Here is an 18,082-nt window from a genome sequence, read left to right on the forward strand (position 1 = left end):
CTGGATCGCCGCGCGTCCGACATGGCGCTCCCGCAGGATCACCTCGAACAGCGTCAGCAGATTGAGATCGGCGCGAGCCAGGTTATTTTTCTTCAGCATGTCGGTTAAATCATATCACTGGATTCATCACGCTCCAATTGCGAATTTCGGCTCTCCGAACAACGCCGCAGCGGCGAATTCTTCAACGCAGTTTTCAATGGAGACGATATGTCATCGCTGGATCGGTTTCCCCGCGCCTCGGCCACGCTCGCCGTCCGCGAAGCCTTCGTCGAACAGGAATTTCATGCCGGCAGGGACCTGCAATTCCGCAACAGCACGGCGCCGTCCGTGACCGCGGCCGAGGTGGTCGATTTCTGGCGGCAGGCCGGCCCCTCGATGTGGTTCGCCAAGGACGCGAATTTCGACCGCCGTTTCCGCGAAGGATTTCTGGATGCGCATGAGGCCGCGGCGCGCGGCGATCTCGGCCGCTGGATGACGACGCCCGAAGGCGCTCTCGCACTGCTGGTGCTGCTCGATCAATTCCCGCGCAACGCCTTTCGCGGCACGCCGCGCATGTATGCGACCGACGCGGCGGCGCGCCGAATCGCGGCCGCGGCGATCGATGCCGGCCACGATGCGGCCATGCCGCCCGGGTTGCGGACGTTCTTCTATCTGCCGTTTGCCCATTCCGAAGAACTCGCCGACCAGGAACGGTCGGTGGCGTTGTGCGGGCCGCTGGGACCGCCGGATTCCATCAATTCCGCGCGCCATCGCGACATCGTGAAACGCTTCGGGCGTTTTCCCCATCGCAACCCGATTCTGGGCCGGACCATGACGGCGGACGAGCAGGAATTCCTCGATCGGGGCGGCTACGCCGGCTGACATTTTCTTTTGAACCGGAATGCGATTCCGGAGACCTATTAATTCGTTTCGGAGACCACCTGCCCATGACAATTTTGATCGACGACAAACGCGCGCATGTGAGCGCGACATCGCACGCACAGTATTTCTACTTCTATATGGCGCTGTCCTGCATCGCCGTGGCCTTCCTCGGCTTCGTGCCGACCTACTTCGTGCCAATGGCGGCGGGTAAACTGCCGCCGATGCCGGCGGTGCATTTCCACGGCCTGCTGTTCTTCATCTGGACGCTGTATTTCGCGTTCCAGAGCTGGCTCGCGGCATCCGGACAGGTGATGCGGCACCGGACCATGGGTATGATCGGCATATCGCTGGCGACCGCGATGGTGATCTCCGGCTTTCAGGTCTCGGTCCACACGATGAAGCGCTCCGCCGCGATCGGCATGACCGATGAAGGCATCGCGTTCGCGATCGTGCCGCTCAGCGGCATGCTGTTTTTCGCTGTGGTGTTCGCGCTGGCGATCGCCTATGTGCGGCAAAAGGAGATCCACAAGCGGTTGATGCTGCTGGCCGGCATCTCGCTGCTCGACGCCGCGGTGGCGCGCTGGTTCCTGACGTTCCTGGCGCCGCCGGGACCGCTCGGCCCGCCGCCGGTGCCGGTCACCATCCCGCCGGCTTTTGTCGCCTCTCTGCTGCTGGTGGCCGCGATCATTTACGACTGGCGCACCCGCGGGCGTCCGCATCCGGTCTATGTCTATGGCGGCATCGCGCTGCTGGCGGTGAAATTGCTGAACTGGCCGATCAGCGGCACAGCGGCGTGGCATTCCCTCGCGGGCGGCATATTGGCGATGGCGCAGTAGCGAGACGCTGAACTGTCGTCCCTGCGAACGCAGCGACCCATAACCACCGGGCTTCGTGGTTACGGGGAGTCGTCGAACAGCGTTCTCCACAACACACGCCGCGGCGTATGGATCCCTGCGTTCGCAGGGACGACGAGGGAGTATTTGCGGCAGCTAGCTCCCCGCCTTCACCGTGATGCCGCCATCGACGATCAATTCCAGCCCGGTGACGTATTTCGATTCGTCGGAGGCGAGGAACAGCGCGGCGTTGGCGACGTCCCAGGCGTCGCCCATGTGTCCCATCGGCACCTGGGCGTCGCGCGCGCGCCACATCGCCTCGACGTCGCCGGCGGCATAGCTGGTGGCGAGGCCGGCGGAGTGCTCGACCATCGGCGTCTTCATCAGGCCCGGCAGGATGGCGTTGACCCGGACATGTTTCGACGCGAACTCGACCGCGGTGGTCTTGGTCATCTGGTTCATCGCGGCCTTCGAGGTGCCGTAGCTGACATAGGAAATGCCGAGATGGCGGATCGAGGCGATCGACGAAATGTTGATGATCGAGCCGCCGCCCTGCCGCACCATCACGGGGATGACGTGCTTCATGGCGAGGAAGGCGCTCTTCAGGTTGACCGCGAAGACGCGGTCCCATTCCGCCTCGGTCACCTCGACCACGCTGCCCATCTCGGCGATGCCGACATTGTTGTCGAGCACGTCGATGCGGCCCCAGGTCGCGAGGCAGGCCGCCACCATCGCCTCGACCTCGCCGGCTTTCGACACATCGGCGGTGAACGCCGCCGCCGTGCCGCCCTCCGAGGCGATGATATCGACGGTTTCCTGCGCGGCCTTGCCGTTGCGGTCGACGCAAAACACCTGTGCGCCCTCACGCGCGAAGGTCACCGCGGTGGCCTTGCCGTTGCCCCAGCCGGGTCCGATCGAACCGGCGCCGACCACCATCGCTGTCTTGCCCTTGAGCCGTTGCATCGACTTTCTCTCCCTTGTGTCAATCATTGGGAACCGTTGTAGCCCGGAACCAGCCTTTCGGTCACGCTTCGGCGGGAGGACGCATAGACAGTCCCGAAAATCAGGCCGGAAGCCCTTGCCACGGTTACCGAAAACCGGGATCAATGCGCCGCTATCAAGGGCGCGGCCAACCAGTTCAGGCCATGTCGAAAGCGTTTCGGGGGAAGCATGGCCGCAGACAAATCAACGCCGGGCAAATCGTCGCCCCATGACGACGTCGGCGCCGTTTCCGACGAGGCCCTGCACAAGGCCGAAGCCTTCATCGAGGCCGAAGAGGGCGCCGCCAACCGGCTGATGGGCTGGCCCGGCCGGATCTCGACCGCCCTTGCGGTGTCGATGAGCCTGTTCCACCTCTATGCCGCCTATGCGATCGTTCCGACCCAGGAACTGCGCTACGTCCATGTCGCCTTCACCCTTATCCTGAGTTTCCTGCTGTTTCCGCTGGCGACGCGGTTCCGCAACCGGGTGCGCTGGTGGGACGTGGTGCCCGGCCTGTTCGCGGTGGCGACCATCGTCTATGCGCTGTGGGGCGGCGAGGATTTTACCGACCGCGCCACCTCGCCCGACCGCCTCGACGTCATCGTCGGCATCGTGTTCATCGTCCTGCTGCTGGAGGCGACCCGTCGCACCACCGGCCCGATCATGCCGGTCGTCGCCCTTTTGTTCATCGCCTATGCGATGCTCGGCCCGCATTTGCCGGCGCCATGGACCCATCGCGGCTACGAACTGCCCCGGCTGGTCGGCCATCTCTTCATCACGCTGGAAGGCATCTTCGGCGTCGCGGTCGACGTCTCCGCCACGCTGATCATCCTGTTCACGATCTACGGCGCATTCCTGCAGCAATCCGGCGCCGGAAAGTTCTTCATCGATTTCTCGCTGGCGGTGATGGGCGGCAAGTCGAACAGCGCCGGGCGCACCGTGGTGCTGTCGTCGTTCCTGCTCGGCGGCCCCTCCGGATCGGGCGTCGCCACCACCGTGATGATCGGCACCGTTGCCTATCCGATGCTGGCCAAGGCCGGTTTCGAGAAGAACGCCGCCGGCGGATTGCTGGCGGCCGGCGGGCTCGGAGCGATCCTGTCGCCGCCGGTGCTGGGCGCCGCCGCCTTCCTGATCGCCGAGTTCCTCAAGATCAGCTATCTCGACGTGATCTGGATGGCGCTGATCCCGACCTGTCTCTATTACCTTTCGCTGCTGATCATGGTCGAACTGGACGCCAAGAAATACGGCGCCAAGGACGTCGACTTCACCCCGGAACTGTCGCTCGGCGCGATGACGCGGCGTTACGGCTTTCACTTCATCTCGCTGCTCGCGGTCGTGGTGTTCATGGTGATCGGCTACTCGCCGGCGCTGTCGGTGTTCTACGCCACCGCCGTGACCTTCGCGCTGAGCTTCCTGCGCCGGGAGACGGCGCTGGTGCCCGGCAAACTGGTGAAGGCGCTGACCGACGGTTCGGTCGGCGCGCTGAACGCCGCCACCACCTGCGCCTGCGCCGGCATCGTCGTCGGCGTGGTGACCCTGACCGGCCTCGGGCTCAAATTCTCGTCGATCGTGATCGCCTATGCCGGCGGCAGCCTGTTGCTGACCGCGATCTATACCGCGCTGATCGTCTGGGTCATCGGTCTCGCGGTGCCGGTGACCGCGTCCTACATCATCTGCGCCGTGATCGCGGCCCCGGCGCTGATCAAGCTCGGCGTGCCCGATTACGCCGCCCACATGTTCATCTTCTATTACGCCGTGCTGTCGGAGGTGTCGCCGCCGACCGCGCTGTCGCCGTTCGCGGCCGCCGCCATCACCGGCGGCGATCCCTACAAGACCACGCTGCAGTCGTGGAAATACACGCTGCCGGCGTTCCTGGTGCCGTTCGTGTTCGTGCTCGATCCGCAGGGCGTCGGCTTGCTGCTCAACATCCCGAAGGGCGGATCGTGGGTCGATATCCTCGAGATCACAATCAAGACAACGCTCGGGCTGGTGGCGCTCGCCGCGGTTGCGCAGAACTGGGCGCTGCGACAAAATAGGCCGATCGAAGCCGTGCTGCTTCTGCTATCGGGACTGATGCTGGTGTTCCCCAGCCTGATCGAGGCTATCGTCGAATGGGCCATCGGACGTGACATCGGCTATACCTACGTGCCAGGCCTGATCATCGGCCTCGGCGTGCTGCTGTGGCAGGCCAGGACTCCGGCGCCGAAACGGCCGGTCCTCACAACTTAATAGGGTTAATCAGGGAGTGAACTTAATGACGACGATCACGAAAAAGACCGCGGCGATACTGGCGATTACCCTCTCGGCGGGGCTCGCGCTCGCCGGAGCGGTTCACGCCCAGCAGAAGACCATGGCGATCGGCACCGGCGGCACCGGCGGCGTCTATTATCCGCTCGGCGGCGCGGTCGCCAACGTGCTGTCGAAGAACCTGCCGAACGTGCAGGCCACCGCGGAAGTCACCGGCGGATCGGTCGACAATCTCAAGCTGATCGCGTCCGGTCAGAGCGAGATGGCGTTCACCATGGCCGACGCCGCGCTCGACGCGCTGCAGGGCAAGGACAAGTTCGCCAGCGGCAAGGTGCCGCTGCAGGCGCTGCTGGTGGTCTATCCGAACCGCATGCATGTCGTGACGGTCGAAGGCACCGGCATCGAGAAGATGTCCGACCTCAAGGGCAAGCGCGTCTCGACGGGCTCGCCCGGCAGCGCCACCGAAGTGATGGCGTTTCGCGTCATCGAGGCCGCCGGCCTCGACAAGGACAAGGATCTGAAGCGCGAGCGGCTCGGCGTCGCCGAATCCGTCAATGCGGTCAAGGATCGCAAGATCGACGCGTTCTTCTGGGTCGGCGGCATTCCCACCGCCGCCGTGACCGACCTGGCGGCGACGCCGGGCATGAAGATGAAACTGATCGACCACGGCGAAACCGCCGAGAAGATGAATGCCAAATACGGCAAGCTCTACACCGCCAGCAAGATCCCGGCGGGCTCGTATCCTGGCGTCGACAAGGACAACGCCATCGCCGAGGTCTGGAACCTGATCGTGACCGGCAACAAGATGAGCGATGACGACGCCTATGCGATCGTCAAGACGCTGGTGGAAAAGAAAGCCGACATCGTCGCCGTGCACAAGGAAGCGCTGAGCTTCTCGCTCGACAACCAGGTGCAGACCCGCTCGCCGATCCCGTTCCATCCCGGCGCGCTGAAATACTTCAAGGAAAAGGGCATCGGCGGCTGAGCGCCTTTGCCCACTCTCAAAACATCAAAAGGCGGCGCTCCCTGCGCCGCCTTTTTTATTGCCGGGATGCGCGCATGCTTGCACCGTGAGGCACACCGGTCGCCCCGGTCACTCGAACTTCATGTCGAGGCACTTCGAGATGTCGGAGCCGAGACCCGAGGTGATGATGATGCAGCCGCGGACTTTCTGCGCGGTGTTGTCGCTGGCCCACACCGCATAGCCGCCGGGGCCGAAGAATGAATTCGTGTTCGGCCCCTCGGTCTCGGTGGCGTCGAACGAATAGCTGGAATCGGTGTCGAAGATGCGGGGCTTCCTGGCGCAACTGCCGTCGCTCTGCACGTTGATCACTTCCTTGTTGTCGCGCGTCAGCGCCAGGCTGACCTGGCAGCGGAAGTACTCCGAGGTCTTGACGTTGAAAATATAGGCGTAGGATTTGCAGGTCGCGGTACTGAGCTTGCCCGGGGCGAGGCCGCGGCTGCAGGCAATTCGCTGGTTGTTGCTGAGCTTGAAATCATCGGCATGCGCCACGGAAACCAGCGTCACAAGCGACAGCGCTGCGCCCAGACAAATCTTCACTACTTGGTTCATCCGAAACATCCCTGTGACCTGATTGAGAAATATCGATTCGAGACCGAAACCGGAACATAGTCGCGAAGTCGGGAGCGGGAAACACAAAGTCTAATGCAAACACCTCGGGGGGAAAGACCGATGCGGCGAACAGGCGCGTTGACGGGAGAATGCCGTTCGTGATTTGTTCAAGAAATCGAAGCCGACATACGGACCGGCCGCTGGGAGATTGCAGGATGACGAGAATTTCGACCAAGCCCCTTTTGATCGCAGCCGCGCTTGTCATGGCCACTTCACTTGTCGCGCCGACGACATCCGCATGGGCGCAGGCCGCCGCGGCGGCGCCCTGGGAGCTGAAGCCGGACATGGGCTATGCCTACAGCAAGGACGGCAGCACGCTTTCCTACAAGATGGGCACCAACAATGCCGGCTTGCTGCTGAAGGGTGCCAAGAAGGTGCCGAAGGGCACGCTGTTCTTCATCGGTCAGAACGGTCAGCTCTATATGCGGAGAGGGCCCTATCTCGAAGGAGACGGCTCTTTCATGTTCGGGCCGAGTTGAGCCGACGCTGACCCATCCGTGTCCCGGCCTCCGCGCCGGGACCCATGCTCCGCGGCGGCAATGATTGCAGGAAACGATCCATCGCTGTGCCCGAACGATGGGACACGGCGTATTGGTCCCGGCACGGAGGCCGGGACCGCGATGCGTCAACACGATCCCGTCAAAACGCTCCCGCGAGTTCTTTCGCGCCCGGCAGGTTGCTGTTGACGTCCATCCGGTTGTCAGTGATCGCCAGCAGCTTCGCCACCGTGTTGTGGCGGATCGCCACCGGATTGCGCTCGTAGCCGCCGCGCTGGAAGAAATTCGCGGTCGGCACCCGTTCACGCATCGCCTGCGGCATCGTCACCATGTCGAGCCCGGTGGAGTCGCCGGTCAGGTTCATCATCTCGAGTTCGGCGGCGCTGAGCGGTCTGGTGTGACCCTTGGCGCGCGCGAACTGTACCGACGTCAGCAGCTTGCGGGTCTGCAGCAGCGGGCCAACGTCGATGTCCAGCACCATGGCGTGGACCCCCCAGCCCTGCGGCGTCGCGGCAATCTTCTCGTGCTCGGACCATCGCACCGGCACCGAGCGCGTGAACGCCACCATCCGCTTCAGTACCGCCAGCTTGTGATCCATCGCCTTGCGCGCCGGCCCCGAAAGTCCGGCGGCCTTGTCAGTCAGCGCCTTGACGATCTCGTTGCCGTGTTCGGCGAGCAGCGAGACGCTATTGGTGGTGAGCAACTGGTTGTAGCCGATCGCGGTGGAGATCGCGCGCGAGCCCGGGCGCGAGGCGCTCAGTCCGGATTGCATGTCGTGACTGCCGTTGCCGCCGGTCTCGAACGCGTAGACCCGCACGATCTGCTCGCGCGTCAGCCCCGACGCCAGGGCGGTGCGGCCATAGGCGCGCTTGAACTCGACCTCGCTGGCGGGCCGCTGCGGCCTGAACTGGAAATGCATTGCGGCGGCCTTCAGGAAATCGGCGACCACCGGAAGTGGCTTGCGCTCCCGCGGCGTGTCGTCGGGTTCCGGATCCACCGGGCGCTTCGGCCCGTCGTAGAGCGGCGGCTGGGCCAGGACATAATCGTCGAGCGTGATGGGCTGGCGCTCGCGCCGCTTGGCATTGCGGCCGCGCCGTTTTTCGGCGATCGCGTTCCAATAGGGCTCGGCTTCCGCGTCGAAGGCCGCCCGCGCCGCCTGATATTCCTTCAGCTTGCGGCGATATTCCGCGATCGCCTGCGGTGACGCCGCCTGCGCCATCGCCTCGATGCCGGCGGGCGGCGGCACGGCAGCGTCCATCGCCGCCGCCTGCGGCGCCATCAGCAGCAGCGCGAGCGGGAACCCGAGACCAACGCCAAGCCAGGAACGAAGCCAAAAACGAATCGCTGTGCTGTGCATGGCCCCTGTTTAGCAAGCCCGCCGTCGATGTCAGCCCCGAAAGGGCGCGTCCGTCTGCCTCACTCCGGCGCGACGCGGCGGCCGTCACTTCCAGGCGAATACCGGCTGTTCCAGCTCGGCGACGCGGGTATCGCGGCCGGCAAGCACTTCGCGGAACTGGTAGATCAAGGCCGCGGTCGGCGCGTGGATGAATTGCCCGGCGTGGCGGAAGCGGATCACCCGCCTTGTGCTTTCCGGTATCGTGGTGAAGGAGAAGGCGTCGGCATCCTCGATGGTGTCGAGCCCGATGCGATGCACCGAGGCGACCTCGTCGGGGTTGGGCAATAGCGCCGCGCCGGTACCCGCCCACAGCACGACCGGCGTGATCAGGTAGCCGGACCGGGTCGGATAATCGTCGAGCAGGCCGAGCACGTCGTCCTCGCCGAGTTCGAGGCCCAGTTCATCGTGCAGCTCGCGCAGCGCGGCCTCTGCCGGCGTCTCGCCCTCGTCGCAACGTCCGCCCGGCAGCGCCCATTGATTGCTGTGGGCGCGCAGGCCGGACGCGCGCAAGGTCAATAACAGCGCGGTGCCGCCGGTTGCCTCGCTCTCGGTAAGTGCCACGGCGACGGCCGCCCGCTTCAGCGCGGGCAAGGGTTCGCTCAAAGGCAGCCGCGCGAACCCCGCGCAGCGCGACGCGATATTCCGCCTTGTGGCATGGTCGAACGGCCTGGTCATCCCGCTTGACTACAACACGTCCGCGTTTGATGAAATGCCTTCAAAGCATCGATGCCCCGCGGGGGACCGGACAGGACGACATGACCGACAAGACAGCCGCAAGACTCAAATCGGACGGCTGGACCGTGGTCGAAACATCCGGCTTCCTGCATCTGATCGGGCCGCTGTGGCAGCGCCAGATCGACGGCGAGCACGAATACGCGCTTGTCGCGCAGGACAAGCACCACAACCGCCGCGGCCTGGTCCAGGGCGGCGTGCTGATGACCTTCGCGGACCGCACCTGCGGCATGACCGCCCGCTACGTCTCGGGCAAGCCGACGCTGGCGACGGTGCAGTTCGACACCCATTTCGTCGAGGCCGGCAAGATCGGCGAGACCCTGGTCTCGAAACCGCATGTGGTGCGCACCACCCGCAGCCTGATCTTCATCACGACGGAGGTGACCGTCGACAAACGCTGTATCGCCATGGCCAGCGGTGTGTTCAAGATATTGAAGACCGAGACGTAGCACGTCGTCATTCCCCGGTCATTCCGGGGCGATGCGATAGCATCGAACCCGGAATCCCGAGATTCCGGGTCTGGTGCTACCGCACCATCCCGGAATGACGGCCTCCACTGAGGACCCCACCCATGCAATACCGACCCCTCGGCCGCAGCGGCCTGAAGATTTCGCCGATCTGTCTCGGCGCCATGATGTTCGGCGGGCCGACCGACGAGGCCACATCGAACCGGATCGTCGCCAGGGCGCGCGAGGCCGGGGTCAATTTCATCGACACCGCCGACGCCTATTCGAACGGCGGCTCCGAGCAGGTGGTCGGGCGCGCCATTGCCAACAGCCGGCACAGCTGGGTGCTGGCGACAAAACTCGCCAATTCGATGGGCGACGATCCCAACCGCGGCGGGCTGTCGCGGCGCTGGGTGATGCAGGCGGCGGAGGAAAGTCTGAAGCGGCTCGGCACCGACACCATCGACATCTATTACCTGCACAAGGAAGACCATTCGACGCCGCTGGCCGAGACCGTGCGCGCGATGGGCGAACTGATCCAGCAGGGCAAGGTGCGCTATTTCGGCGTCTCGAATTACCGCGCCTGGCGGGTCGCCGAGATCTGCAACATTTGCGACGACCTCGGCATCGCGCGTCCGGTGGCGAGCCAGCCCTGCTACAACGCCATGAACCGGATGCCCGAGGTCGAGCATTTTCCGGCCTGCCATTACTACGGCCTCGGCATCGTGCCCTACAGCCCGCTGGCGCGCGGCGTGCTGACCGGCAAATACGCCCCCGACGCCACGCCCGGCAAGGACAGCCGCGCCGGACGCAACGACAAGCGCATGATGCAGACCGAATGGCGGCCGGAGTCGCTGCAACTGGCGCAGCAGATCAGGGAGCATGCCGAGGCCCGCGGCATCACCGCCGGCCAGTTCGCGGTGTCCTGGGTGCTGAACTCTTCCTTCGTGTCCGGCGTGATCGCAGGCCCCCGCACCGAGGAACAGTGGGACGATTACCTGAAGGCGCTGGACTACCGCTTCACCGCCGAGGACGAAGCGCTGATCGACCGGCTGGTAACATCAGGCCACCCCTCGACGCCGGGCTTCAACGACCCGGCCTATCCGATCGAGGGCCGGCGGGCACGGACATCAGGCTGAGCAGAAAGTCATGGCTATTCGGGCCCGAAAGGCGCACGGTCATTCCGGTTCGCCTCTGCCGGATGCATGGCTGTGTTCCGAGGCTGCGAACAGCTGATTTGCAACAAGTACCGGCGAAAAGCGCGCGGAAGCGATCCACTTGATGTGGGGTCGCGCGAGCCGCGCGCCTGCCGCAAAGAAACCCGTTCCCGCGCTCGGCGATCGTGCCGACGCCTCACGCAAGGTAGCCACATGCAGATTCTCTCCGCACGTCACGTCAAACCCGAGGAATCGGCGCGTCTCGGCGTCGTGTCGGGCTGGTACTCGACCAAGGTGAGCGGCACCTTCGTCACCGGTCCCCACACTACCCAGGAAGATTGCCTCTCGAAAATCCTCGAACTCAATCCGCCGCCGGTCAAGAAGAAGTTCCCGATCCCCGGCTGAGGCGACGTTTCAATCCAGGGGATTCGCAATCCAGGAGCTTTCGACATGCTGACGGCCGGCCAGTTTCAGGACTACGATTTCAACCGGATGGTCGTGCGCTTCACGATGAAGAACGACGAGGCCAGCGTGGCCTGCGCCATCTCGACCGATGCGATGGACGCGCTGGAAGGCTCCTCCCGGACGCCGCCGGAAAAGCGCGAGCAGCAATTCATGCGGCTGCTCGACCGGATCGAAACGCGTGCGGCGGAAAAATTCAGCGCCGTCGAACTGGAGGGCAACCCTCCCGGCGTGATCCTGCGCGCGATCGATTTCCGCTGAGCGGCTGAAGCGATCGCGGCGCGGACCGATAATGCGGGCCGCCGCACCGTCCGATGAAGTCACCTGCGGTGCCGCTTCTACCGCAATGCAGCACCCGCCTTCGACAGCCTTGCCGGGCGCTATCTCTCGCGCGGCAAATGGGCGCAGAACGGCGCGGGAATAAACTCACCACCGCACTATCAAAAACCGGCGCGCGACTTTGCCCCGATAATTCCTACGCCTAAAGTCTAAGAATTCCGCACGGCTTCGATCCGCCAGGGACCGACACGGGCCAACAAGGCCCGGGATGGCTGCTGCGAGCCGTCGCGTGCCGCTGAAAAACAGTGGTGCGCCCTGGCGCCCGCGCTCCTGCCGCGGCGGCAAAGCACACTTCCCGCTTGCAAAACTGCCGCGCAAGCCTTTGACTTGTCGTCAAGACCAACAGCCCGCGCCAACAGCGGGCGATGCTTCAACCGGGAGGACATCAATGAGCAAGAGTAGCGATACAAAGACGACGCGCCGCCGTTTCCTGACGGCGGCGGCCGCCGGCGGCGCGGTGATAGCGATGCCCCAGGTCAGCCGGGCCCAGACCGTGACCCTGAAGATGCAGGGATCGTGGGGCAAGGCCGACGTCTTCAACGAGATGGCCGAAGATTACGTCAAGCGCGTCAACGAGATGGCCGGGGGCCGGCTGCGCATCGACTATCTGGTGGGCGGCGCGGTGGTGCATCCGTTCCAGGTATTCGACGGCGTCCATGGCGGCCAGATCGACGCGGCACACACGGTGACGGTCTACTGGTACGGCAAACACAAGGCGGCATCGCTGTTCGGCACCGGTCCGGTGTTCGGCTTCAACGCCAATGAGGGTCTCGGCTGGATCCACAATGGCGGCGGTCGCGAGCTGTTCGAAGAGCTTCAGAACCAGATCATGAAGGTGAACATCAAGAGCTTCTTCGCCATGCCGATGCCGACCCAGCCGCTCGGCTGGTTCAAGAAGCCCATCACCAGCCCGGCCGATCTCAAGGGCCTGAAGTATCGCACCGTTGGCCTTGCCGCCGATCTGTTCCAGGCGATGGGGGCTTCGGTCGCGCAGCTTCCCGGCGGCGAGATCGTGCCGGCGATGGAGCGCGGCGTGATCGACGGGTTCGAGTTCAACAATCCGACCTCGGACCGGCGCTTCGGCGCGCAGGACGTCGCCAAGAACTACATGATGGGCAGCCACCATCAGGCGACCGAATACTTCGAGATCATGTTTAACAAGGGCAAATTCGACGCGCTGCCCGCCGAGCACAAGGCGATCCTGCAATACGCCGCGGAGGCCGTGTCATCGGCCAACGAGTGGAAGGCGATGGACTACTACTCCAAGGACCTGCAGGAACTGATCAGCAAGGACAAGGTCAACGTCGTGCGGACGCCGAAGGGCGTATTCGATGCCCAGATCAAGGCATGGGACGGCCTGATCGCCCAGCTCGGTTCGGATCCGTTCATGAAGAAGGTAATGGACTCGCAGAAGGCGTGGGTGCGCCGCGTGGTCTATTACAACATGAACAATGCGACGGACTACCGCGGCGCCTTCGATCATCACTTCCCGGGTGTGCTCAAGATCTGACGGCTGCGCTGACGCTGAATGAAACAGGGCGGCGCCCTCGAAGCGCCGCCCTGACAACAGGTGGGGGATTTTCGGATGGACTGCTCACTGCGAGTTCCGCTCGCATGACGAAATTTCTGTTTTTCATCGACGAACTCAGCACCTGGGTCGGCAAGTCCTTCGCCTGGCTGATTCTCGTTCTCACGCTCGGGGTCAGTTACGAGGTGTTCGTGCGCTACGTGCTGCGCGCGCCGACCACCTGGGCCTTCGACATCAGCTACATCAGCTATGGCGCGATGTTCCTGATGGCCGGCGCCTATACGCTGTCGCGCAACGGCCATGTCCGCGCCGACGTGGTCTACCGCCTCTGGTCGCCCCGCACCCAGGCGAAGATGGACCTCGCCCTCTATATCCTGTTCTTCCTGCCCGCGATCGCGGCGCTGATGTATTCGGGCTTCAATTACGCCCAGATGTCGTTGCGCTTCCGCGAAGTCAGCATCTTCAGTCCTGCCGGCGTGCCGGTGTTTCCGCTGAAAATGCTGATCCCGATCACCGGGTTCCTGCTTTTCCTGCAGGGGATCGCTGAAATCATCCGCTGCATTCTCTGCATCCGCACCGGCCAATGGCCGCAGCGCCTGCACGACGTCGAGGAGACCGAGAGCGTCGTCATCCGCGAGCGGCAGGCGGCCGATCGGGAGAGAGAGAAAGGAGCAGGCGCATGACCGATCCCATGCTCGGCATGCTGATGCTGGTCCTGTTCATCTTCATCATCATGCTCGGCTTCCCGATCGCCTTCACGCTGATAGCGATGGGCGTCTCGTTCGGCTACTACGCCTACTACACCGCCGGCCAGGACTTCTTCCAGAATCGCGTCTTCACGCTGCTGGTGCAGAAGACGTTCGAGGTCACGACCAGCGACGTGCTGGTGGCGGTCCCGCTATTCCTTTTCATGGGCTATCTGATCGAGCGCGCCAACATTCTGGACCGGCTGTTCTACGCGCTGCAGCTGTCGATGAAGAACGTGCCGGGCGCGCTCGCGGTGGCCACGCTTTTGACCTGCGCGATGTTCGCGACCGCCACCGGCATCGTCGGCGCCGTCGTCACGCTGATGGGCCTGCTGGCCCTGCCGGCGATGCTGCGCGCCGGTTACGACACCAAGCTGTCGGCGGGCGTGGTCTGCGCCGGCGGCTGCCTCGGCATCCTGATTCCGCCGAGCATCCTGCTGATCGTCTATGCGGCCACTGCCGGCGTTTCCGCCGTCAAGCTCTATGCGGCGGCGTTCTTTCCCGGGTTCCTGCTGGCGGGATTCTATGTCGTCTATGTCATCGTGCGCGCGATGATCAACCCAGCGCTGGCGCCGAAGCTGCCACCCGAGCAGACCAACGTGCCGATCAGGACGGTGATCTGGGCGCTGGCCACCTCGTTCCTGCCGCTGGCGCTGCTGATCGTTTCCGTGCTCGGCGCGATCCTGCTCGGCCTGGCGACCCCGTCCGAGGCGGCCGCGGTCGGCGCCCTCATGGCCATCGTGCTGGCGGCCGCCTACGGCTCACTCAACTACGAGATGATGCGCGAATCGGTGTACCTGACCGTGCGCGCCACCGCGATGGTCTGCTATCTGTTCATCGGCTCGTGGACGTTTTCCGCGGTGTTTGCCGTGCTCGGCGGACAGACGGTGGTCGAGCAACTCTTCGCTTCGATGAACCTGTCGACGGTCGGGTTCCTGCTGCTGACCCAGGTGATCATCTTCCTGCTCGGCTGGCCGCTGGAATGGACCGAGATCATCATCATCTTCGTGCCGATCTTCCTGCCGCTGCTTCCCGTCTACGGCGTCGATCCGATCTTCTTCGGCATCCTCGTTGCGCTGAACACGCAGACCGCGTTCAATACGCCGCCGGTGGCGATGGCCGCGTTCTATCTCAAGGGCGTGGCGCCGCCGGAGGTCAAGCTCACCGACATCTTCTCCGGCGCGCTTCCCTTCGTCGGCCTGGTCTTCCTCACCATGGCGCTGGTCTACATGTTCCCGGCCATTACGTTGTGGCTGCCCGACTATCTCTATGGCAACCGCTGAAAGTGCGCATATGAGCCTCAACGCGCTCGGCCTCGCGGAGGCCGCTTCCGGCATCCGCGACGGCCGGCTCAGTTCGGCGGAGCTGGTCGGCGACTGCCTCAAGCGCATCGGTGAGGCCGATGGCGATGTCGAGGCGTGGGCGTTCCTCGACCGCGACCACGCGATGTGGCAGGCCGAGACCGCCGACGATCGCCGCAAGCAGGGCAAGCCGACCGGGGCGCTGCATGGCGTGCCCGTGGGCATCAAGGATATCTTCGACACCTCCGATATGCCGACCGAATTCGGCTCGAAGCTGTGGGCCGGGCGCACGCCGCGCCGCGATGCGGCGGCGGTGGCGCGGCTGCGGGCGGCGGGAGCCGTGATCCTCGGCAAGACGGTGACGACCGAATACGCCTACTTCAATCCGGGCAAGACCCGGAACCCGCACCACCGGGATCACACGCCGGGGGGATCGTCCTCCGGTTCCGCCGCGGCGGTGGCGGCGCTGATGGTACCGGGCGCCATCGGCTCGCAGACCAACGGCTCGGTGATCCGCCCCGCCGCCTTCTGCGGCGTGGTCGGCTTCAAGCCGACCCACGGCCTCATTCCACGCAGCGGCGCGCTGCTGCTGTCGCGGGCGCTGGATCATGTCGGCGTGTTCGCGCGCTCGGTCGGCGATGCGGCGCTGCTCGCGCAGATACTCGCGGGCTTCGACGAGGAGGATCCGGATACGCACCCCCTCGCTCTCCCGGCGTTCGTCGACGTGGCGGCGAGCGAACCGCCTTTGCCGCCCCGCCTCGCCTTCGTCCGGACGCCGTCCTGGAAGCATGCCGAGAAGGTAACCGCCGAGGCGTTTGCCGAACTGGTGGAATCGCTGGGCGACCGCGTTTCCGAGGTCGAGATCGGCGAGAGTTTCGACCGCGCCGTCGACATGCACCGCACCGTCATGGAGGTGGAGATGGCGCACAACCTGCATCGCGATTTCGAGCGGGGCGGCGAGTCCCTGAGCCCGGTGCTGCGCGGACTGATCGAACGCGGGCAGAAGGTTGCGGCCGTCGACTACCTGCGCGCGCTCGCCGCCAGCGCGCCGCTCAACGCCGCGCTCGACGGCGTGTTCGACGAATACGACGCGATCCTCACTCCGGCGGCGCCGGGCCCGGCGCCGCGCGGGCTCGACAGCACCGGCAACCCGGCGTTCTGCTCGCTGTGGACCTATCTCGGCACGCCGGCGGTGTCGCTGCCGCTGCTGCGGTCGGAAACCGGATTGCCGATCGGCGTGCAACTGGTCGGGCGCCGCGGCAACGATGCGCGGCTGTTGCGGACGGCCAACTGGCTGGTCAAGGCTGTCGGAAAGCGCGTCGGGCGCGGCGCGGCGCCTGCGAAGACCGGTGCGCGTCGCACCAGAACGGGGAGCGGCAAATGACGAATCTCATCACCGGACTGATCGGAATTACCGGCGTCTGCGTGTTTCTCGGCATCCTGCTCTGGTGGATCAAGGCGGTGCCGCTGATCATCATCAGCGTGCTGGTGATGGCGCTGCTGATCTGGGATTTCCTCAAATCGCTGCGGGCCGACGATAGCCGGACGGGATAGGGACAGGTCCACAAGGCCGATGGCCTGCAGCGGACGGCTGTCTTCAAGCGGTGAGGGTTCGCAGTGTTTGCCGCTGCTGGGTCGCGAGCCAGGAGCACAGCGCGGCGGGGACGGCGCCGGCCAGCCCGAACAGCCAGAAACACGGTCCCTGGGTGAATTCCGCCGTGCAGGCGATCACCATCGGCACGTAGCTGATGGCATAAGCGAACATCGCGGTGAGCCCGACCCGGCCGGGCACCCTGGCCTCCGCCAGAACGTAGTCATACGTCGCGGCCAGCAGTGCCGGAATCACCCCGACCAGATAGACCGTCGGCAACGAGCCGACCTGGCGAAGGTCGAAGGTGCACGGGCTTCCCGAAGCCCAGTTGGCGACCTGCAGCATGATCCAGAACGCGGTGGCGAAGCCCAGCGGCGGTGCGACAAGGGTGAAGATCAGAACGCGTTTCATGACCGTGGGCTCCCGCTGCTGCCGCCTGCGTTTCGGTTCGCAAACGTCATGCATCGTTGGTACTGCCGTCACGCCTACCGCGATGTGACGTGCGTCACACGATGCCGGCGCGAGACCGATCGGCACCCGGCCGGATCGAACCCGGGCGGGCTCGGCAACGACGCCATGAGCGCTACAGCCCGTAGGCGGTTGCGCGGCCCGCGTCCGCGGAATCTCCATCGAAGGCGGAGCGAAACCCGTCCCGCGGGCACCGCGCCGTCCGCCAGGCGCGCAACCGGTGCGTTCGGGCGCCGGAAATTAACCAGGTCTTAAAGCTAATCATGCCGATCATGGGCCTTCGCAGAAGAGGTTGCTCCCATGCTCAAGGACGGCACCTACGCGGCGTGGTTCAAGACCCCGCTCGGCCAGGGCACAGGCATCGTCCACGTCGCCCACGGGAAGATCTGGGGCCGTGACAGCATCGTGACCTACAATGGCACATGCGAAGTGAACGAAGATCGATTCACCGCGACCGTCACGACGAAACGACACACCGAAGGGCCGTCGACGGTGTTCGGCGACGAACAGGAACTCGAGCTCAAGCTGGAAGGAACGTGTGCCGGCAAACTGGTCACCTATGTCGGAACGGCGGACCGGTTTCCGGGCGTGATCCTCGAGGGTGTGCTGCTCTTCAGCGAACAACAACAGCCGCGCGTAGCGGAGGCGCGAGAGCCGACGCCAAGATCCGCCGTTGCCAAACTCCCGAAACTGCCGACGCGCTCCCGCTGATCAAGACCCCGGCTTCGCCGCGGCGAAACTGGCGCCCGGCTGGTCGCAGGCGCTTCCAACCGAGCTGCCCCGGCGCTTTCAGCCGACCACGGGCAAGGCGGTTCGACCTTGCAACAATTTGAATTATCTGTGAGGCAATTGGAGTCAGCTATT

20 protein-coding genes are annotated in these 18,082 nt (G+C 64.7%); 15 read left to right on the top strand and 5 right to left on the bottom strand.

The window, feature by feature from the left end:
• The first annotated feature begins 207 nt into the window (after window positions 1-207).
• Both Q8R73_RS04375 and Q8R73_RS04380 read left to right on the top strand, forming a co-directional pair.
• On the top strand, window positions 208-861 hold the full coding sequence (locus Q8R73_RS04375; protein WP_305718310.1) for a DUF924 family protein: 654 nt from the start codon (window positions 208-210) through the stop codon (window positions 859-861).
• A 65-nt stretch (window positions 862-926) separates the two neighbouring features.
• Window positions 927-1,697 carry a hypothetical protein gene (locus tag Q8R73_RS04380; protein ID WP_305718311.1) on the top strand — a complete coding sequence of 257 codons (771 nt, stop codon included), beginning with the start codon at window positions 927-929 and terminating at the stop codon, window positions 1,695-1,697.
• A gap of 153 nt (window positions 1,698-1,850) precedes the next feature.
• Here Q8R73_RS04380 and Q8R73_RS04385 read toward each other — a convergent pair whose 3' ends face one another.
• Window positions 1,851-2,657 carry an SDR family NAD(P)-dependent oxidoreductase gene (locus tag Q8R73_RS04385; RefSeq protein WP_305718312.1) on the bottom strand — a complete coding sequence of 269 codons (807 nt, stop codon included), beginning with the start codon at window positions 2,655-2,657 and terminating at the stop codon, window positions 1,851-1,853.
• Between the two features lie 207 nt (window positions 2,658-2,864).
• On the opposite strand from Q8R73_RS04385, the gene Q8R73_RS04390 reads away from it, so the two are divergent.
• Together Q8R73_RS04390 and Q8R73_RS04395 are read left to right on the top strand one after the other, a co-directional pair.
• Complete coding sequence (locus tag Q8R73_RS04390; protein WP_305718313.1) at window positions 2,865-4,904, top strand: TRAP transporter fused permease subunit; 2,040 nt, start codon at window positions 2,865-2,867, stop codon at window positions 4,902-4,904.
• Window positions 4,905-4,929: 25 nt separating this feature from the next.
• A complete protein-coding gene (locus Q8R73_RS04395; protein ID WP_305718314.1) occupies window positions 4,930-5,907 on the top strand; it encodes a TAXI family TRAP transporter solute-binding subunit in 978 nt (325 codons plus the stop codon).
• A gap of 108 nt (window positions 5,908-6,015) precedes the next feature.
• On the opposite strand, the gene Q8R73_RS04400 is transcribed toward Q8R73_RS04395, so the two are convergent.
• Window positions 6,016-6,495 carry a hypothetical protein gene (locus Q8R73_RS04400; RefSeq protein ID WP_305718315.1) on the bottom strand — a complete coding sequence of 160 codons (480 nt, stop codon included), beginning with the start codon at window positions 6,493-6,495 and terminating at the stop codon, window positions 6,016-6,018.
• A gap of 215 nt (window positions 6,496-6,710) precedes the next feature.
• On the opposite strand from Q8R73_RS04400, the gene Q8R73_RS04405 reads away from it, so the two are divergent.
• Entirely contained in the window at window positions 6,711-7,034 is a 324-nt protein-coding gene (locus Q8R73_RS04405) for a hypothetical protein (RefSeq protein ID WP_371126030.1), read from the top strand.
• Window positions 7,035-7,194: 160 nt separating this feature from the next.
• Here the strand turns inward: Q8R73_RS04405 and Q8R73_RS04410 are convergent, their stop codons facing one another.
• Together Q8R73_RS04410 and Q8R73_RS04415 are read right to left on the bottom strand one after the other, a co-directional pair.
• Window positions 7,195-8,409: a hypothetical protein gene (locus Q8R73_RS04410; protein WP_371126031.1), complete on the bottom strand. Its 1,215-nt coding sequence runs from the start codon at window positions 8,407-8,409 to the stop codon at window positions 7,195-7,197.
• An 84-nt stretch (window positions 8,410-8,493) separates the two neighbouring features.
• A complete protein-coding gene (locus Q8R73_RS04415; protein WP_305718317.1) occupies window positions 8,494-9,123 on the bottom strand; it encodes a CoA pyrophosphatase in 630 nt (209 codons plus the stop codon).
• 80 nt (window positions 9,124-9,203) lie between these two features.
• On the opposite strand from Q8R73_RS04415, the gene Q8R73_RS04420 reads away from it, so the two are divergent.
• From Q8R73_RS04420 to Q8R73_RS04460, 9 genes are all read left to right on the top strand, one after another.
• Window positions 9,204-9,629 carry a PaaI family thioesterase gene (locus tag Q8R73_RS04420; RefSeq protein WP_305718318.1) on the top strand — a complete coding sequence of 142 codons (426 nt, stop codon included), beginning with the start codon at window positions 9,204-9,206 and terminating at the stop codon, window positions 9,627-9,629.
• Between the two features lie 122 nt (window positions 9,630-9,751).
• On the top strand, window positions 9,752-10,765 hold the full coding sequence (locus tag Q8R73_RS04425) for an aldo/keto reductase (protein WP_305718319.1): 1,014 nt from the start codon (window positions 9,752-9,754) through the stop codon (window positions 10,763-10,765).
• 231 nt (window positions 10,766-10,996) lie between these two features.
• Complete coding sequence (locus tag Q8R73_RS04430; protein ID WP_305322586.1) at window positions 10,997-11,188, top strand: hypothetical protein; 192 nt, start codon at window positions 10,997-10,999, stop codon at window positions 11,186-11,188.
• Between the two features lie 45 nt (window positions 11,189-11,233).
• On the top strand, window positions 11,234-11,506 hold the full coding sequence (locus Q8R73_RS04435; protein WP_305718320.1) for a DUF1488 family protein: 273 nt from the start codon (window positions 11,234-11,236) through the stop codon (window positions 11,504-11,506).
• 466 nt (window positions 11,507-11,972) lie between these two features.
• On the top strand, window positions 11,973-13,094 hold the full coding sequence (locus tag Q8R73_RS04440) for a TRAP transporter substrate-binding protein (protein WP_305718321.1): 1,122 nt from the start codon (window positions 11,973-11,975) through the stop codon (window positions 13,092-13,094).
• A gap of 104 nt (window positions 13,095-13,198) precedes the next feature.
• On the top strand, window positions 13,199-13,795 hold the full coding sequence (locus tag Q8R73_RS04445; RefSeq protein WP_305718322.1) for a TRAP transporter small permease subunit: 597 nt from the start codon (window positions 13,199-13,201) through the stop codon (window positions 13,793-13,795).
• Window positions 13,792-15,141: a TRAP transporter large permease subunit gene (locus Q8R73_RS04450; protein ID WP_305718323.1), complete on the top strand. Its 1,350-nt coding sequence runs from the start codon at window positions 13,792-13,794 to the stop codon at window positions 15,139-15,141. The genes Q8R73_RS04445 and Q8R73_RS04450 overlap by 4 nt, the downstream gene beginning before the upstream one ends.
• Before the next feature lie 10 nt (window positions 15,142-15,151).
• Entirely contained in the window at window positions 15,152-16,543 is a 1,392-nt protein-coding gene (locus Q8R73_RS04455; RefSeq protein ID WP_305718324.1) for an amidase, read from the top strand.
• Complete coding sequence (locus Q8R73_RS04460; RefSeq protein ID WP_305718325.1) at window positions 16,540-16,713, top strand: hypothetical protein; 174 nt, start codon at window positions 16,540-16,542, stop codon at window positions 16,711-16,713. Before Q8R73_RS04455 ends, Q8R73_RS04460 begins: the two co-directional genes overlap by 4 nt.
• Window positions 16,714-16,756: 43 nt before the next feature.
• Here Q8R73_RS04460 and Q8R73_RS04465 read toward each other — a convergent pair whose 3' ends face one another.
• Entirely contained in the window at window positions 16,757-17,161 is a 405-nt protein-coding gene (locus tag Q8R73_RS04465) for a DUF5413 family protein (protein ID WP_305718326.1), read from the bottom strand.
• Window positions 17,162-17,518: 357 nt separating this feature from the next.
• Between Q8R73_RS04465 and Q8R73_RS04470 the strand changes: the two genes are divergently transcribed.
• Window positions 17,519-17,929 (top strand): hypothetical protein, encoded by a 411-nt coding sequence (locus Q8R73_RS04470; RefSeq protein ID WP_305718327.1) that lies wholly within the window; start codon window positions 17,519-17,521, stop codon window positions 17,927-17,929.
• Window positions 17,930-18,082 lie beyond the last annotated feature (153 nt).

This window comes from Bradyrhizobium sp. (genome assembly GCF_030697065.1).
Taxonomy (GTDB): domain Bacteria; phylum Pseudomonadota; class Alphaproteobacteria; order Rhizobiales; family Xanthobacteraceae; genus Bradyrhizobium.

Bases quoted from the DNA above. Each gene is read 5' to 3' on its own strand.
- Q8R73_RS04375 (WP_305718310.1), top strand. From the start codon at position 208: ATGTCATCGCTGGATCGGTTTCCCCGCGCCTCGGCCACGCTCGCCGTC.
- Q8R73_RS04380 (WP_305718311.1), top strand. From the start codon at position 927: ATGACAATTTTGATCGACGACAAACGCGCGCATGTGAGCGCGACATCG.
- Q8R73_RS04385 (WP_305718312.1), bottom strand. From the start codon at position 2,657: ATGCAACGGCTCAAGGGCAAGACAGCGATGGTGGTCGGCGCCGGTTCG.
- Q8R73_RS04390 (WP_305718313.1), top strand. From the start codon at position 2,865: ATGGCCGCAGACAAATCAACGCCGGGCAAATCGTCGCCCCATGACGAC.
- Q8R73_RS04395 (WP_305718314.1), top strand. From the start codon at position 4,930: ATGACGACGATCACGAAAAAGACCGCGGCGATACTGGCGATTACCCTC.
- Q8R73_RS04400 (WP_305718315.1), bottom strand. From the start codon at position 6,495: ATGAACCAAGTAGTGAAGATTTGTCTGGGCGCAGCGCTGTCGCTTGTG.
- Q8R73_RS04405 (WP_371126030.1), top strand. From the start codon at position 6,711: ATGACGAGAATTTCGACCAAGCCCCTTTTGATCGCAGCCGCGCTTGTC.
- Q8R73_RS04410 (WP_371126031.1), bottom strand. From the start codon at position 8,409: ATGCACAGCACAGCGATTCGTTTTTGGCTTCGTTCCTGGCTTGGCGTT.
- Q8R73_RS04415 (WP_305718317.1), bottom strand. From the start codon at position 9,123: ATGACCAGGCCGTTCGACCATGCCACAAGGCGGAATATCGCGTCGCGC.
- Q8R73_RS04420 (WP_305718318.1), top strand. From the start codon at position 9,204: ATGACCGACAAGACAGCCGCAAGACTCAAATCGGACGGCTGGACCGTG.
- Q8R73_RS04425 (WP_305718319.1), top strand. From the start codon at position 9,752: ATGCAATACCGACCCCTCGGCCGCAGCGGCCTGAAGATTTCGCCGATC.
- Q8R73_RS04430 (WP_305322586.1), top strand. From the start codon at position 10,997: ATGCAGATTCTCTCCGCACGTCACGTCAAACCCGAGGAATCGGCGCGT.
- Q8R73_RS04435 (WP_305718320.1), top strand. From the start codon at position 11,234: ATGCTGACGGCCGGCCAGTTTCAGGACTACGATTTCAACCGGATGGTC.
- Q8R73_RS04440 (WP_305718321.1), top strand. From the start codon at position 11,973: ATGAGCAAGAGTAGCGATACAAAGACGACGCGCCGCCGTTTCCTGACG.
- Q8R73_RS04445 (WP_305718322.1), top strand. From the start codon at position 13,199: ATGACGAAATTTCTGTTTTTCATCGACGAACTCAGCACCTGGGTCGGC.
- Q8R73_RS04450 (WP_305718323.1), top strand. From the start codon at position 13,792: ATGACCGATCCCATGCTCGGCATGCTGATGCTGGTCCTGTTCATCTTC.
- Q8R73_RS04455 (WP_305718324.1), top strand. From the start codon at position 15,152: ATGAGCCTCAACGCGCTCGGCCTCGCGGAGGCCGCTTCCGGCATCCGC.
- Q8R73_RS04460 (WP_305718325.1), top strand. From the start codon at position 16,540: ATGACGAATCTCATCACCGGACTGATCGGAATTACCGGCGTCTGCGTG.
- Q8R73_RS04465 (WP_305718326.1), bottom strand. From the start codon at position 17,161: ATGAAACGCGTTCTGATCTTCACCCTTGTCGCACCGCCGCTGGGCTTC.
- Q8R73_RS04470 (WP_305718327.1), top strand. From the start codon at position 17,519: ATGCTCAAGGACGGCACCTACGCGGCGTGGTTCAAGACCCCGCTCGGC.